Source organism: Micromonospora thermarum (assembly GCF_012034245.1).
Classification (GTDB): Bacteria; Actinomycetota; Actinomycetes; order Mycobacteriales; family Micromonosporaceae; genus Micromonospora; species Micromonospora thermarum.
This window is the reverse complement of the sequence record NZ_JAATEO010000024.1, coordinates 1-15,414: the sequence shown is the minus strand read 5'-3', so window position 1 is coordinate 15,414 and position 15,414 is coordinate 1. Positions and strand designations below refer to the sequence as shown.

Genomic DNA, 15,414 nt, shown 5'->3' with positions numbered 1-15,414 from the left:
GGGCTGGCTGCCGCTCAGTCGGCGCAGCGGTCGGAGAGCGCGTAGCGCATCAGCGCCACGTCCCCGATCTGGCGGACCTCGGCGACGCGGGCGCGGCGGCCGGCGTGCCAGGGGAAGCAGCCATCGCCGCCGAAGCGCGGGGCGCGGCTGTCGCCCACGAAGAACGGCGCGACCACCAGGTGCAGCTCGTCGGCGAGCCCGGCGGTGAGGAACTGGGCGTGCACACTCGCGCCGCCCTCCACCATCAGCCGGCGTACGCCCCGGGCGGCCAGGTCGCCCAGCGCCGAGGCCAGGTCGACCGGGTCCCCGGCGTCGACCACGGTGGCCCGGTCGCCGAGGCGTTCGCGGGTCTTCTCGACGGCCGACGTCGCGCAGTAGACGAGCCGGTCGGTGTCACCGACGGTGAAGAACCGGGCCTCCGGGTCGAGGTCGCCGCAGCCGGTGAGCGTCACCCGCGCCGGCGAGGCCGGCAACCCCCGGGCGACCCGGTCGGCGCGCCGCGCGTCGGAGCGCACCAGCAGGCGCGGGTCGTCCCGGCGGACCGTGCCCGCGCCGACGAGGATCGCGTCGCACCCGGCCCGCACCTCGTCGATCCGGTCCAGGTCCGCGTCGTTGGACAGCACCAACCGTTGGCCGGTGGCGTCGTCGATGTAGCCGTCGATCGACGCCGCGCAGCTGAGCAGGACGTAGGGACGCTCATCGACGTTCTCCCGGCCCTGAAGGGCCGAGATCTCTGAGCCTCCCCGTGGGCGCCCCGCACGGTGTCCGAAATCACGCCGGTTGCTGCTCATCCGGGACCACCCGCTCTGCCGGCCGCGCCGTGAGCGGCCGACGGGCGGGTGGTGCTCGCAGGTTTCTCCCACCCGATCCCGGTGCCCCTATCGTGGCGCCGCAACTCCTGCAAAGCTGCGACCAAGCCCCACGCCGCTCCGTCGCACAACACGGCTAACCCTTGCCCTGAATGGCCGAGCTTGCACTCACCACGTCTCGGTCATGGACGGAGGCCAGGTCGAGGGCATGGTCGCCGCGAGTTGCCTTCGCCGCCAGGTAGCCGGCGTTCGCCGGCGACAGGTACACCCCGGTGGACACCCGCTCGGTGACGGTGATCCCGAGCCGGCGCAACTGCCCGGCCTTGTCGGGATTGTTGCTGAGCAGCCTGACCCGGTCCACGCCGAGGGCGGTGAGCATCTGCGCGGCGACGGTGTAGTCCCGCTCGTCCTCGCCGTGGCCGAGCGCGAGATTCGCCTCGTACGTGTCGAGCCCGGCCTCCTGCAACGCGTACGCCTCCAGCTTGGCGTACAGGCCGATGCCACGGCCCTCCTGGCGCAGGTAGAGCAGGTAGCCGCCAGCGCTGGCAATGCGGTCGACCGCCTCTCGCAGTTGCGGGCCGCAGTCGCAGCGCTGGCTTCCGAACACGTCCCCCGTGAGGCACTCGCTGTGCGGGCGGACTAGCGGCACGGACCGGCGCGCCGCCACCGCGTCGACCGGATCGGACCGGTCACCGAGCCCGAACGCAAGGTGTTCCCGCCCATCAGCCAGGCCCTTGAAGGTGAAGACCCGGGCCGTCGTGGAGTACCCGTCGGGGAACCGCAGCGGGACGGTGACCTGAGTGCGGATCGTGGTGGTGGGCGGTACGGGATGCATCAGACTCCTCTTGACGTCCTTTCGGCCCTGATGGGCCGAGTTTTCTGAGCCTCCCCGTGCGCTCCCCGAACGATGTCCGGTATCACGCCGGTTGCTGCTCATACGGCACCACCCGCTCTGCCGGCCGCCGCCGGGACCAGCCGACGAGCGGCTGGCACTCGCAGGTTTCTCCCACCCGATCCCGGTGCCCCACCGACGTCGTGGCGGCGCCGCAACTCCTGGGAAGCTGCGACCAGATCAGGGGCCTGACCCGACGAATGTCGGGCCAGGAATGCAGACCACACATCCCGCTGCTCGGCCACCCCACACACGCAGGTATGGACACGCTGGCGCAACGGTTTCTTCACCATCGCCCCGCAAACACACGCCTGCGACAGACGAGCGCGGTACGGGTTGATCAACACGACTGCGCCGCCAGCGTTCGCGGCTTCGCGGCGCAGCAGGGTTTCGAACATTCCCGGCGCGCGGAACCCCACCTGGCGGCCGAACCTCTTCTGCCATGCGATCTTGGACAGTCGCTCGACATGCACCGTCGAGCCCTGCCCGAGCACCCGGTTGACCAGATTGCTCTGCAGTGACCTAAGGTGCTCGGCCTGCCGGCGGTGCGTCTCCGCCAGCCGGGCCGCTGTCGCCCCTGCCTGACCGGACCGCACCCAGGCGCAGTGCCCCACCCGATGCCGGCCTGCACCGTCGAAACAGCCCGGTGATCCGCGCCGGTGCTGCCGGTCCAGCTTGCGCTGCACACGCCGAACCTCCGCGTGATTGGCATCCAGCCCGGCGCACAACTGCTCCAGAAAGACGCGCGTGTCTGACACGACAGCCACGGTGGACGGACCAAGATCCACCCCGACCATGCCATCGGCCACCTGGTCGCGCTGGGCCGGCTGGCCGTCACAAACCAGTTGCGCTTCGTAATACTGTCGGCCTTTGATCACCCGGCGGACGACCCGCACCGACAACACCCGCTCGGCGTCGACCGCGTCCAGAGCATGCGAGTGGACGGGGTTGGCCGGGTCGATAACCAGCGGGGCGACAAAGCCACGCCCCCACTGCAGCTGACGACCCGTCGCGGCGATCCGGATCGCGCCGTTGCGGTCCTTCGATGACATCGACCGGATACCGCGGCGCATCGACTTGAACCGCGGACGCCCGCGCGACCCGTACGCCCACAACTCGACTGCGGCAAACGCCCGCTCGGCGAGGGCCTGCGCCTCCTGCGCGGCCACACCCTCACGCAGCCACCCCACCCGCAGCCGCGACCCGAACGATGCCAACGCCGACCTGTCGAACCCGGCAGCCGCCCGCGCCTCAGCGAACAGCCGCCCACGCTCCGGATCACCCTTGGGCAGACTGCGGGCCTTCTCCCAGCGGGAATCGCTGCGCATCCGCCCCACCCGATCCAGGGCCTCCCGCAACGCCGCGTTATACAGCGCGGTACCCGCGTTGAACCTCGCCCCGACCCTACGACGCTGCGATGGAGAAAACGCGATCCGAAACGTCGCCACGAACGTCGGCGCGCCCTTCGGCCGTTTCCTGCCCCTACCCACGCCGCACATCATGCCCAACCGCACCGACACTCCGCATCGACCTGCGCACCCCCGATCCCCCAACCCGGGGTCGATCACGACAGACCGCCGCAGCCAAAGACCGCTCCTACTTCCAGGCCGTACGTGAAGCGCCACGCCGCCACGTCGAACAACAACACGGGCCGACCCGGCACCCAACGGCCGAGCCAGCGCCCACCACATCTCGATCCGACGGTGCACGGCCGGCACGCGGACACGACGGGCCACCAGGACGGCGGCACCGGGAAGGCTCGCGACGAGCACCAGGGCTCCGTACACCATCGCGGTCGAGACGCCCTCGGCCGCGGAGAGGCCGGCGGCGCCGAACGCCCACGCGGCCACGCCCTCGCGGGGCCCGAAGCCGGCGACGTTGGCCGGCACGCCCATGGCGAGCAGCGCCAGCAGCGTCAACGGCACCAGCAGGGACAGCGGCGCGGTCGAGCCGGCGGTGCGGGCGGCGAGCACGAACGTCGCCAGGTGCCCGGCGACCGCCAGCGCGGAGGCGAGCAGCACCCCGCACCAGGTGCGGCGGGCCAGCAGGCCGGCGCGGACGTCGGCGACGGCGGCGCCGACCGCCCGCGCGAAGCGGGACGGGCCGGCCACCGGCAGCGCCCGGGCCAGCAGGAACACGCCGAGTCCGATCGCGGCCAGGGCCGCCGCCACCGCCGGCAGGTACGGCCGGACCGGGGACGGGAACGCGGCGAGCACCACCATCGCCACCGCGGCGAGCACGACCTGTCCGGCGGTTCGCTCCCACACGACGGCACGGATACCCCGCCCGACGTCGCCGGAATCCCGCCCGTGGCGGACCGCACGGTGCACGTCGCCGAGGATCCCGCCGGGGAGCGTCGCGTTGAGGAACACCGCCCGGTAGCAGTGCGCCACGGCCGTACGCAGCGGCAGCCGCACGCCGAGGCCGCCGGCGACCAGGCTCCACCGCCACGCGCAGCAGACCGTGGTGAGCACGCCGATGGCCAGCGCCGCCGCCAGCGCGGGAGCGTCGATCAGGCGCAGCCCGTCGAGGAACGGGCCGGCGCCGACCCAGCAGAGGAGCCCGGCCAGCATGCCGAGACCGCCGAGCGTCCGGGCCCATGCCCACGCCCGCCGGCCCGCTGCGGGTGCGGTGGTCGCCGCCGTGTCCATCCGGACCTCCCTCACGATCTTTCCCCGTGGGTAGGCACGTACGGCGACGGTCACGGGTTCACCGTAGGCAGGGCGAGCAGGTCACGGTGGTCGATCAGCACCGAGAGGCGGCCGGCCGCGACATCGGCGCGGCGGCTCCGCGCGTACGCCCCGGCCGGGCCGACCAGCTCCGGCCGCTGCTCGCAGGCCGCGTCGAGCCAGCCGGCGAACCACTCCTCGAACAGGTCCGGTTCCTTCGGGCCGAGCCGCCACGGGCTCGGCCGCAGCACGACGTCCGCACCGTGCCGGACGAAGGCGGCGGCCGCCACGTCGACGGCGTCCGGCCCGAGGAGGCTACGACCGCCGACGGTACGGCGCTGGTGGTCGTTGAACGCCCCCGCGATCTCGGCGTCGAGGGCGTCGACCGGATCGAACCGGACGCGGCCGACGACGGACAGGGCGAACAGGACGGGCCGGCCCGCGCAGGCGGCGACGACCCGCTCGACCTCCTCGGCGGTCAGCATGTCCAGCAGCGCGGACGCGGTGACCAGGGAGGCGCCGGCCAGGTCGGCGGCGGTGAGCCGGGTCAGGTCACCGCGGCGGGTCTCGACCGTCACCGGGGCGCCGTCGGCGGCCGCCGGGGGCAGGTCGGCGGCGGCGCGGGCCAGCAGGCCGGCGTCCCCGTCGTGCAGGATCCAGTGCTGCGGACCGGGCAGCAGCGGGGCGAGCCAGCGGCCCATCGACCCGGTGCCACAGCCGAGGTCGTGCACGACCAGCGGGTTGCCGGTGAGCCGGGCCCGGACCCGGTCGACGAGGTCCGTCGCGCGGGCCGCGGCGTCGGCCGGCTCGCGCAGGGTGAGCCAGTCCGCGAAGTCCGCGGGCAGGTCCACCACGGGTCCGGGGTTCCGCAGCGCATCGGTGGTCATCGGGGTCGCGGCGTGAATACCCTCGCCTTGAGGCGGGTGAGGAAACGCCGCTCCCTCCCTTCAATGATCGTTTTGTATGGACGATTGTTAGAATGTGCGGTGTGGGTGAGGTGGTGAAGCGGGCGTACAAGTACCGCTTTTATCCCTCGCCGGAACAGGCCGAACAGCTGAGCCGGACGTTCGGCTGTGTGCGCCTGGTGTACAACCGGGCGTTGGAGGCGCGTACCCGGGCATGGGCGGTGGACCGGCAGCGCATCACGTATGTGCAGACGTCGGCGTGGCTGACCGAATGGAAACGCACCGAAGGCCTGGCCTTTCTCAACGAGGTCAGCTCGGTTCCGTTGCAGCAGGCGCTGCGGCACCTGCAGGCGGGGTTTGCGGCGTTCTGGGACAAGCGGGCGCGCTACCCGCGGTTCAAGTCCAAGCGCAAATCCCGGGTGTCGGCGGAGTACACGCGGTCGGCATTCCGCTGGCGTGACGGGCAGCTCACGCTGGCCAAGATGGACACCCCGCTGTCGATCGTGTGGTCTCGGCCCCTGCCCGAGGCGGCGCAGCCGTCCACCGTCACCGTGTCGCGGGACTCCGCCGGCCGCTGGTTTGTGTCGATCCTGGTCGAGACCACCATCGAACGGCTGCCCGCCACGGAGTTCGCGGTCGGGGTGGATGCGGGCGTCACCAGCCTGGTCACCCTCTCCACCGGTGAGAAAATCGCCAACCCGCGGCACGAACGCATCGACCGGGGCAAGCTGGCCAAGGCGCAGCGGGCGCTGGCCCGCAAGCAGAATGGCTCCGCGAACCGGACCAAAGCCCGCCTCAAGGTCGCCCGCATTCACGCCCGCATCGTCGACCGGCGACGGGACCACCTGCACAAGCTGAGCACTCGACTCGTCCGCAAGAACCAAACGGTCGTGATCGAAGACCTCAGCGTGCGCAACATGGTCCGCAACCACAGCTTGGCCCGCGCCATCTACGACGCGGCATGGGCCGAGTTGCGAAGCATGCTGGAGTACAAAGCCGCCTGGTACGGGCGGACGGTGATCGCCGTCGACCGGTGGCTGCCCTCGTCCAAGACCTGCTCGGCATGCGGACGGATCAACACCACCCTCACCCTCAGTGTCCGCGCCTGGACGTGCCCCGGCTGCGATGCCGTACACGACCGAGATGTGAACGCCGCCAGGAACATCCTCGCCGCCGGGCTGGCGGAGAGGTAAAACGCCTGTGGAGGGACGGTAAGACCCGACCCGCATAAGCGGTGAAGGCACGACCCGGTGAAGCAGGAACCCCCACGGGTGACCGATGGGATCCCCGCCCTTCAGGGCGGTGGAGGATGTCAAGCCGCTCCTCTCAGCGCCGTCGCCAGCGCGGTGGTCGTGGTCGTCCAGTCGTCGAGGGTGGCCCGCCGCTCGTGCGCGGCCCGGCGCAGGCGTCCGCGCAGCGCCGGGTCGGTGAGCCAGCGCCGCAGCGCGCCGGCCAGTGCGGCCGGGTCACCGGGGGGTACGAGCAGCCCCGGCGGGGTGCCGTCCGGGGCGCGGCCGAGGGTGTCGGGCAGCCCGCCGGTCGCGGTCGCGAGCACCGGTACGCCCCGGGCGAGGGCCTCGGTGACCGCCATGCCGTACGTCTCGATGCGCGACGCCAGCACCAGCAGGTCGGCCGCAGCGTACGCGGCGTCCAGCTCGGCCCCGGCGTACGGGCCGGCCAGGTGCACCCGCCCGGCGAGGCCCTGGTCGGCGACGCGCCGTCGCAGCCGGTCGACGAACGCCGGGTCCCGGGTGAGCGACCCGGCACAGACGCAGCGCCAGGGCAGGTCGGCGACCCGGGCGAGCGCGTCGACCAGGGTGTCGTGCCCCTTGAGCGGGGTGACCGCCGCGACGCAGAGCAGTTCCCCGCCGGTCGCCGAGTCGGGTGCCGGGGGCGCGGGGTCGACACCGGGCGTGGCGACGTGGATCCGCCCGGCGGGCAGCGCGTACCGGTCGATGAGCCAGCGCCGCGTCCAGCCGCTGGTGGTGACGACCGCCGCCGCGCACCCCAGCGCCGCGCGCTCGGCGTCGTGGTCCAGCGGCAGGTGCACGAGCACGACCAGGCGCAGCCGCCCGGCACGCGGCGCGAGGACCTCGGGCACGGCCGAGGCGACCAGGCCGTCGAGCAGGGCGACCGTCCCGTCGGGCAGCGCGTCGAGCACCCGGGCGAGTCCGGCCCGGTCGGCGGGCTCGGGGTGCGGCCAGCCACCGGGCACCGGGTGCTCGTGCACGGTCCAGCCGGCGGCGGCCAGGCCGCCGAGGACGCGCCGGTCGTACCGGTTGCCCCCGCTCGGTGTGGCCGGGTCGTCGATGTCGCCCGGCAGCACCGCGTGGACGGTGCCCGTCATAGCGGCCGTTCGTAGCTGGCCCACGCCACGTGCGACTCGTGCAGGGTCACGGTGATCCCCGCCAGGCCGCGCGCACCCTCGCCGAGGTCACCGGCGTGCACCCGCTCAGCGAGACGGTCGGCGACGGTGCGGGCGAGCACCTCGGTGGTGGTGTTCACGCCCGCGAACGCCGGCTCGTCGTCGAGGTTGCGGTACGTCAGCTCGCCGAGCACCGCCCGCAGCTGATCGGTGGCCCGGCCGATGTCGACCACGATCCCGTCGGCGTCGAGGTCGGCACGGCGGAAGGTGGCGTCGACGACGAAGGTGGCGCCGTGCAGGCGCTGGGCCGGACCGAACACCTCGCCCCGGAAGCTGTGGGCGATCATCATGTGGTCACGGACGGTCACGCTGAACACGGTTATCCCTCTCCGTCGTAGGTGATGAGGTGGCACAGGGCCGGCAGCCGCCCGTCGGCGAGCCGGGGCAGCACGTCGGGCAGGTCGGCGAAGCGCGACTCCCCGGTGAGCAGCACGTCGAACACCGGGTCGGCGAGCAGGTCCAGCGCCAGCGCGAGCCGGTCGGCGTAGGTGCGGCTGCCCCGCCGGGCCGGCGCGATCCGGCCCACCTGGCTGCTGCGCAGGGTGAGCCGCCCGGAGTGGAACTCGCCGCCCAGCGGCAGGGTCACCTCGCGGTCGCCGTACCAGCTCAACTCCAGCACCGTGCCCTCCGGCGCCACCAGTTCCAGGCACCGCCGCAGGCCGGCGGAGGTGGCGCTGGCGTGCACCACCAGGTCGCGCCCGCCGGCCGCCTCGGCCGGCGCGGCGAACTCGACGCCGAGGGCCGACGCCACCTCCGCCCGCGCCGGGTCGAGGTCGACGAGCTGCACCCGTACGCCGGGGAAGCGGGCCGCCAGGGCCGCGACGGTGGCACCGACCATGCCGGCGCCGACCACGGTGATCCGGTCGCCGACCAGCGGCGGCGCGTCCCACAGCGCGTTGACCGCGGTCTCCACCGTGCCGGCCAGCACCGCGCGGGACGCCGGCACGTCCTCGGGTACGACCACCACGGCGTCGGCCGGGACCACGTACGCGGTCTGGTGCGGGTGCAGGCAGAACACGGTGCGCCCGCGAAGCTCCTCCGGGCCCTCCTCGACCACGCCCACGCTGAGGTAGCCATACTTGACCGGGGCCGGGAAGTCGCCCTCCTGGAAGGGGGCACGCATCGCCGCGTACTGGCCGGTGGGGACGCCGCCGGTGAACACCAGCGTCTCGGTGCCGCGGCTCACGCCGGAGTACCGCGCCCGGACGAGCACCTCGCCCGGGACGGGGGCGGGCAGCGGCGCCGGCCGGATCTCGCCCTGGCCGGGTGTCCGCAGCCAGAAGGCCCGGGCCGTCCGCGTCACCGGCTGCTCCTTTCCGCGTCCCGGGCGAACCGGACCGTCGTTTCGTGCGTACTACCCAGTCAGGGAGCTGTCGATCATAGACACGGAGGCACGGTGGCCACGGTTCGAAACGGTCCGCTGATCGGGCTGGTCGTCCAGATTGTCCTGCTGGCCGGGCTCGCCGGGACGGTCGGTCTCGGCCCCGCCGGCTGGTTCGCCGGCCTCGCGTACGGGCTGGTGGTGTGCCTGGCGCTCGTTCTGGGCCTGCACCGGGCCGGTGCGACCGCCCTCGGGCCGGCCGACCGGGTGACCCTGGCCCGGGCGGTGCTCGTCGGGGCGGTCACCGGGCTGGTCGCCGACGGGTTCGCCGGGCGGCCGGTGCCGGTCGGGCTGCTCACCGTCCTCACCGCGGTGGCACTCGCGCTGGACGGCGTGGACGGGTACGTGGCCCGCCGCACCGGCACGGCCAGCGCGCTCGGCGCCCGGTTCGACATGGAGATCGACAGCGTCCTCGTCGCCGTGCTCAGCCTGCACGTCGCGCCGGCGGTCGGGGTCTGGGTGCTCACCCTCGGCGCGATGCGGTACGCGTTCGTCGCCGCCGGCTGGGCGCTGCCGTGGCTGTGCCGGCCGCTGCCGGCCCGGTACTGGCGTAAGGTCACCGCGGCGGCGCTGGGCGTGGTGCTGCTGGTCGCCGCGTCGCGGGTGCTGCCGCCGGTGGCCGCGGTGATGCTGCTCGTCGGGGCACTGGCGCTCCAGGTGGAGTCGTTCGGTCGGGACGTCCTCTGGCTCTGGCGGCACCGGTCCGCGCCGGACCCGACGCCGGTCGCGGCACCCGTCGGGCACCCGGCGATGCCGGTCGCCGGCGCGCCGATCCCGGGCTTGCCGGTGGCGGCGGAATCCCGCCCGGACCGGCCGGCGACGCGCCGGGAACTCGTCGCCGTCCACGACTGACCGAGGAGCACCGTGCAGAACGACGAGAGCGCCCTGCGGCCCGACGAGAGCGCCCTGCGGCCCGACGCGACCACCGTCCCGACCGCCGAGCCGGGCTCGGGGCGTACCCCCGGGCACGTGGACCGGCCGGCGCGGTGGCGGCGGGTCGCGGGGTGGCTGGCCACGACGGCGGCCGTGCTGCTGGTGCTGGTCGCCCTGGGCGCGCCGCACCGGCCCGGTCACCTGACGCCCGCCGCGCTGGTCCGGATCCCGCTGGAGGGCCTGGTGCTGGCGGCGGTCCTGCTCGTCCTGCCCACGCGGGCCCGCCGCCCGGTGGCGACGCTGGCCGGGGTGGCGCTCGGGCTACTGGTGGTCCTCAAGGCCGCCGACCTCGGGTTCGGGTCGGCGCTCGGGCGGCCGTTCGACCTGGTGCTCGACTGGGCGCTGCTCGACGAGGCGTTCACCTTCATGAGCGGCTCGGTGGGACGGGCCGGCGCCGTCGCCGCCGCCGTCGGCGCCGTGCTGCTGGCCGTCGGGCTGCTCGCCACCCTGACCTGGGCGGTCCTGCGGCTGTCCCGCCTGCTGGCCGGTGATCCGGACCGGTCCCGCCGCGCGCTGGCGGCGCTGGTGGTGCTCTGGCTCGTCGGCGCCGCCACCGGGGTGCGCATCGCGCCGGCCGGGCCGGTGGCCGACGCCTCCGCGACCGTGCTGGTCAACGCCCACGCCGCGCAGGTGCAGGCGCGGTTGCGCGACCGGGCGGTGTTCGTCGGCGAGGTCGACGCCGACCCGTACGGCGGCGCGCCCGGCGACCGGCTGCTCACCGCGCTGCGCGGCAAGGACGTGCTGGTCGCCTTCGTCGAGAGCTACGGGCGTGACGCGGTGCAGGAGGAGGAGTTCGCCAACGTCGGCGTGGTGCTCGACCAGGGACAGCGACGCCTGTCCGCGGCCGGCTACGGCACCCGCAGCGCGTTCCTCACCTCGCCCACCACCGGCGGCGGCAGCTGGCTGGCGCACGCCACGCTGCTCTCCGGACTGTGGATCGACAACGACCAGCGCCACCGCACGCTGCTGGCCAGCGACCGCAGCACCCTCGGTACCGCCTTCCGGCGGGCCGGCTGGCGGACGGTGGGTGTGATGCCGGCGGCCAACCAGGCGTGGCCGGAGGGGGCGTTCTACGACTACGAGCAGTTCTACGACGAGCACAGCCTCGGCTACCGGGGACCGCGGTTCAGCTTCGCCCCGATGCCCGACCAGTACACGCTGTCGGTGTTCCACCAGCGGGAACGCGCCGCCACCGACCGCCGTCCGGTGATGGCCGAGCTGGCCCTCATCTCCAGCCACTCCCCCTGGACGCACATCCCCCGGCTGCTGGACTGGAACGCGCTCGGCGACGGCAGCGTGTTCCACGACGCCACCGAGCGCCGCTCGTCCAAGCAGCCCCGGCTCGGGTACCGCCGGTCGATCGAGTACACGCTGGGCGCCCTCATCTCGTACGTCCAGCGGTACGGCGACGACGACCTGGTGCTGATCGTGGTCGGTGACCACCAGCCCGCGCCGATCGTCACCGGCCCGGACGCCAGCCGCGACGTGCCGATCCACCTCATCACCCGGGACCGGGCCGTGCTCGACCGGATCGCCGGCTGGAACTGGCAGGACGGCCTGCGACCCGGACCCGACGCTCCGGTGTGGCGGATGGACGCCTTCCGGGACCGCTTCCTCACCACCTTCTCCCCCGCCCTCGACCCACGCGCCGCGGCGGCCGGCCCGCCCGGCTGATCCCGGCACCCGCCACCCGTCGCCGTCAGGGGCGTCGAAGGACGGCGAACCGGCGGCCGTCCCGGTCGGCCAGCTCGTGCACCGCGAGGCCGACCGCGGCGGCCACGGGAGGCAGCGCCCGCTCGTCGAGCCGGGCCCACCGGAACCACGGGCCCCGCCGGGACACGCCGTCGGCCGTCCGGTACGCGAGATGGCTGTCACCGCGCCACAGGCCGGGGCCGGCCGGCTCCACCTCCACCACGACGGTGCCCCGCGGACGGAGGAGGTCGCGGCAGCGGCCCAGCAGGGCGACCGGGTCGCCGCCGATGCCGATGTTGCCGTCGATCAGCAGCACGTGCGCCCAGCGCCCCTCGCCGGGCAGCGGGTCGAACACGTCCCGGCGCAGCGCGACCGCGCCCCGGGCCCGGGTACGTCGGACCGCCTCGGCGCACACGTCGAGCCCGACGGCGGTCACACCGGCCTCCACCAGCGCGCGGGTGACCCGGCCGGGCCCGCAGCCGACGTCCAGGGTGGGGCCGGCGCAGCGCCGCAGCACCGCCCGCAGCGCCGGTTCCGCCGCCGCGTGCCAGCGGTCGACCGGCAGGCGGGTCCGCCGCCCGTGCGTGTCGACCAGCCAGTGCGTCCCGATCGGGGTGGTGAGTGCCGCCGCGAAGCCGGACCCGCCCGGGTCGGTGGCGAGGACGGTCACCGCCGGCCGCCGGGCAGAAGGACCGTCTCCGCGACCGGCCGGACGGCGTCGACCTGCCGCGCGAACCGGCTTCCGGGCACGGTCGCCGCCACGGCCAGCGCGTCGGCCCACTCGTCGACGTCCCGAGCCATCGGCAGCGGCTCCACCCGCAGGCCGCGCGCGGCCAGTGCCGCGACGGTGCGGCGCCCGGTCGCCGGGGTGGACATGGGCACGCCCCGAAGGGCGGTCGCGTGTCCGGGCTCGCGCAGGCCCAGCACCCACCAGCCGCCGTCCGCGGCGGGGCCGAGCAGGGCGTCCGCGCCGGCCAGCCGCCGCGCCGCCGCGCCGAGCAGGACCGGGGACACCTGGGGCGTGTCCATGCCGATCTGGAGCACCGGCTGCCCGGGGTACGCGGCCGCCACGTCCGCGTACGCGGCGGCGAGCCGGTCGCCCAGGCCGGCGCCGCGCTGGGGCAGGACCGTCCAGCCGGTGACGGCGGCCCGCAGCGCGTCGGCGTCCACGCCGTCGGCGAGCCGCCCGTGCAGGGCGAGCACCGGGGTCACGCCGGGGGTCGCCGCGACCGCGGCGAGCGTGTCCCGCAGCGCGGCGGCGGCGACCCGGGCCGCCTGGCGGGGCGTGGCGGGCGGACACAGCCGGGTCTTCACCGCGCCCGGCACCGGCGCCTTCGCCACGACCAGCAGGACGGTCACCGGGTGCCGCCCATGCTGCGCAGCACCCCGGCGAAGTCCCGGGTCGCCCGCAGGGTGCCGCGGACCGAGCCGGAGACCTTCGAACGGGTGCCGGCGGCGCGCGGCGCGTACGTGACGTCCAGCTCGCGGATGCGCCAGCCCGCCGTGGCCGCGCGGATCAGCAGTTCGAGCGGGTAGCCGAAGGCCCGGTCGGTGACGCCGAGGCCGAGCAGCGCCTCGCGCCGGGCCACCCGGATCGGGCTCAGGTCGCGCAGCGGGACGCCGCGCTGGCGCAGCAGCGCCGCGACCAGCGCGGTGCCGGCCCGGGCGTGCCACGGCCAGGCGGACGCCGAGACGGGCCGGCGGCGGCCGACCGCGAGGTCGGCCGAGCCGTCCGCCACCGGGGCGACCAGGGCCGGCAGCTCCGCCGGGTCGAACGAACCGTCCGCGTCCAGGACGCACACCAGCTCGGTCTCGGCGGCGAGGAGCCCGGTGTGGACGGCGGCGCCGTAGCCGCGGCGGGATTCGTGCACCACCCGGGCGCCGAGCCGGGCGGCAACCTCGGGCGACCCGTCCCGCGACCCGTTGTCCACCACCAGCGCCCGGTACCCGGGCGGCAGCGCGGCGAGGACGCCCGGCAGTGCCGCCGCCTCGTCCAGGCACGGCAGGACCACGTCGATCTGTGTGGACATGCCTCGACGCTAGGGCGGTCGCGGACCGGCGGCGGCCGGAACGTGGTTACGGACCGCTTACCGGACGACAGATTCTTACCGACCGGTGACGGGACGGCGCTTCGCCTGCGCCGCCGCGCCGGAGCCCGTACCGTGCGGTCGTCATGACGTCCACACCGACGCGAGCCGCCGCCGGCCCCGCGGCGCCCGCCCGCCGAGGCCGGGCCGACCTGGTGGTGCTCGCCGTGGAGGCGGCGCTGCTGGCGGCCGCCGTGGTGGTGGGCGCGGCGCTCAACGCGCGGGATTCCGGCCTGTACGCGGACGCCGCCCCGCTCTACGCCACCTGGCGCCCGCACGTCGGCTGGGGGACGCCGGCGGCGGTGCTGGTCGCCGTGGCGGTGCTCGGCTGGGGCGTCCCGTGGGCGCGGACCGCCCGCTGGGGCCGGCTGCTCGTCGCCGGCTGGCTGGCCTCGGTCGCGTGGACGCTGTCGCTGGCCCTGGTGGACGGCTGGTCGGCCGGGCTCGCCGAGCGGCTGACCCCGCAGGCGGAGTACCTGCACGAGGTGCCCCGGATCACCGACGTGTCCGCCGTGCTGGCCGGTTTCACCGGGCGGATCCTCGACTTCCAGCCGGACTCGTGGTCGACGCACACGGCCGGGCACCCGCCGGGGGCGCTGCTGGTCTTCGTGTGGCTCGACCGGATCGGGCTGGGCGGCGGCGCGGCGGCCGGCCTGGCCTGCGTCCTGCTCGGCGCGACGCTCGCGGTGTCGGTGCCGGTGACCCTGCGGGCGCTGGGAGCCGCCGGCGCCGCCCGGGCCCTGGTGCCGTTCCTGGTGCTGCTGCCGGGCGCGGTCTGGGTGGGGGCGTCGGCGGACGGGCTGTTCACCGGCGTGGTGGCCGCCGGCCTGGCCCTGCTCGCGATCGGCGGCCGGCGGGTCGCCTTCGCCGGCGGGCTCGTGCTGGGCTTCGCGCTGCACCTGTCGTACGGGTTCGTGCTGGTCGGGCTGCTGGCGGTGGCCGTGCTGGCGTTGCGCGCCCGGGACGGGTGGGGAGCGCTGGCCGCCGCCGTCGCCGGGGTCGCCGCCGTCGTGGTGGCGTTCACGGCCGCTGGGTTCTGGTGGTGGGACGGCTACCGCCTGGTGGTCGAGCGCTACTACCAGGGGTGGGCGGCCGACCGCCCGTACGTCTACTGGGTGTGGGCGAACCTGGCCGCGCTGCTGCTGTCCGCCGGGCCGGCGGTGGGGCCGGCGCTGCGCCGGGCGCTGGTGGCGGCAACCGGACCGGTACGCGCCGCCCTCGCGGCCCCGCCGGCGTCGAAGACGTCGCGGTCGGGCTCGGTCGCCCACGCTGGGCACGTGGGGCGGTGGCGGTCGGCGGTGGCGCACGCCGTCCGGGCGGCGGGGCCGGCGGTGGTGCTCCCGGTGACGGCGGCGCTGGCCATCGTCGCGGCGGACCTGTCCGGCCTCAGCAAGGCCGAGGTGGAGCGGATCTGGCTGCCGTTCACGGTCTGGCTGCTCGTCGCCACCACGCACCTGCCGGCGCGCACGCACCGCTGGTGGCTCACGGCTCAAGCGCTCACCGCCCTCACGGTGAACCACCTGCTGTGGACGGTCAGCTGAGCGCGCCGCTCCAACCCCTCCCCGCGATCTTGCGCTTTCTGCCCGGGCATAACTCCCATACCAGGCCATATCAGGGACCA

12 protein-coding genes and 3 pseudogenes are annotated in these 15,414 nt (G+C 74.9%); 4 read left to right on the top strand and 11 right to left on the bottom strand.

Annotated features, from left to right (window positions below; all coding sequences use genetic code 11):
- Positions 1–14 precede the first annotated feature (14 nt).
- The 5 genes and pseudogenes from HCJ94_RS20910 to HCJ94_RS20895 form a co-directional block, all read right to left on the bottom strand.
- Entirely contained in the window at positions 15–791 is a 777-nt protein-coding gene (locus tag HCJ94_RS20910; RefSeq protein WP_168002728.1) for a RibD family protein, read from the bottom strand.
- Between the two features lie 154 nt (positions 792–945).
- Positions 946–1,644, bottom strand: a complete 699-nt coding sequence (locus HCJ94_RS20905) for a GTP cyclohydrolase II (RefSeq protein ID WP_168002727.1) — start codon at positions 1,642–1,644, stop codon at positions 946–948.
- A gap of 98 nt (positions 1,645–1,742) precedes the next feature.
- A complete protein-coding gene (locus HCJ94_RS31640) occupies positions 1,743–2,099 on the bottom strand; it encodes a zinc ribbon domain-containing protein (RefSeq protein ID WP_240944389.1) in 357 nt (118 codons plus the stop codon).
- A gap of 1,311 nt (positions 2,100–3,410) precedes the next feature.
- Positions 3,411–4,352: pseudogene (locus HCJ94_RS30395) on the bottom strand (lysylphosphatidylglycerol synthase transmembrane domain-containing protein); the annotation flags it as partial.
- Positions 4,353–4,402: 50 nt separating this feature from the next.
- On the bottom strand, positions 4,403–5,257 hold the full coding sequence (locus HCJ94_RS20895) for a class I SAM-dependent methyltransferase (RefSeq protein ID WP_168002725.1): 855 nt from the start codon (positions 5,255–5,257) through the stop codon (positions 4,403–4,405).
- A 101-nt stretch (positions 5,258–5,358) separates the two neighbouring features.
- Here HCJ94_RS20895 and HCJ94_RS20890 point away from each other — a divergent pair, with 101 nt between their 5' ends.
- On the top strand, positions 5,359–6,468 hold the full coding sequence (locus HCJ94_RS20890) for an RNA-guided endonuclease InsQ/TnpB family protein (RefSeq protein ID WP_168002724.1): 1,110 nt from the start codon (positions 5,359–5,361) through the stop codon (positions 6,466–6,468).
- Between the two features lie 119 nt (positions 6,469–6,587).
- On the opposite strand, the gene HCJ94_RS20885 is transcribed toward HCJ94_RS20890, so the two are convergent.
- From HCJ94_RS20885 to HCJ94_RS20875, 3 genes are read right to left on the bottom strand one after another with little or no spacing between them, the layout of a single operon-like run.
- A complete protein-coding gene (locus HCJ94_RS20885) occupies positions 6,588–7,622 on the bottom strand; it encodes a glycosyltransferase family 4 protein (protein ID WP_168002723.1) in 1,035 nt (344 codons plus the stop codon).
- Positions 7,619–8,017, bottom strand: coding sequence for a 6-pyruvoyl trahydropterin synthase family protein (locus HCJ94_RS20880; RefSeq protein WP_168002722.1), 399 nt, complete (start codon positions 8,015–8,017; stop codon positions 7,619–7,621). Before HCJ94_RS20880 ends, HCJ94_RS20885 begins: the two co-directional genes overlap by 4 nt.
- 2 nt (positions 8,018–8,019) lie before the next feature.
- Positions 8,020–9,003 carry a zinc-dependent alcohol dehydrogenase gene (locus HCJ94_RS20875; RefSeq protein ID WP_168002721.1) on the bottom strand — a complete coding sequence of 328 codons (984 nt, stop codon included), beginning with the start codon at positions 9,001–9,003 and terminating at the stop codon, positions 8,020–8,022.
- A 93-nt stretch (positions 9,004–9,096) separates the two neighbouring features.
- On the opposite strand from HCJ94_RS20875, the pseudogene HCJ94_RS20870 reads away from it, so the two are divergent.
- Positions 9,097–9,831: pseudogene (locus tag HCJ94_RS20870) on the top strand (CDP-alcohol phosphatidyltransferase family protein); the annotation flags it as partial.
- Between the two features lie 186 nt (positions 9,832–10,017).
- Positions 10,018–11,688: pseudogene (locus tag HCJ94_RS20865) on the top strand (sulfatase-like hydrolase/transferase); the annotation flags it as partial.
- Positions 11,689–11,713: 25 nt separating this feature from the next.
- Here HCJ94_RS20865 and HCJ94_RS20860 read toward each other — a convergent pair.
- From HCJ94_RS20860 to HCJ94_RS20850, 3 genes are read right to left on the bottom strand one after another with little or no spacing between them, the layout of a single operon-like run.
- The gene (locus HCJ94_RS20860; protein ID WP_168002719.1) at positions 11,714–12,376 is read right to left on the bottom strand and encodes a class I SAM-dependent methyltransferase; all 663 of its coding nucleotides are present in this window, start codon (positions 12,374–12,376) and stop codon (positions 11,714–11,716) included.
- Positions 12,373–13,065, bottom strand: coding sequence for a TIGR04282 family arsenosugar biosynthesis glycosyltransferase (locus HCJ94_RS20855; protein WP_168002718.1), 693 nt, complete (start codon positions 13,063–13,065; stop codon positions 12,373–12,375). The genes HCJ94_RS20860 and HCJ94_RS20855 overlap by 4 nt, the downstream gene beginning before the upstream one ends.
- Positions 13,062–13,736: a glycosyltransferase family 2 protein gene (locus HCJ94_RS20850; RefSeq protein ID WP_168002717.1), complete on the bottom strand. Its 675-nt coding sequence runs from the start codon at positions 13,734–13,736 to the stop codon at positions 13,062–13,064. Before HCJ94_RS20850 ends, HCJ94_RS20855 begins: the two co-directional genes overlap by 4 nt.
- 143 nt (positions 13,737–13,879) lie before the next feature.
- On the opposite strand from HCJ94_RS20850, the gene HCJ94_RS20845 reads away from it, so the two are divergent.
- Entirely contained in the window at positions 13,880–15,334 is a 1,455-nt protein-coding gene (locus tag HCJ94_RS20845; RefSeq protein WP_168002716.1) for a hypothetical protein, read from the top strand.
- The last annotated feature ends 80 nt before the right edge of the window (positions 15,335–15,414 follow it).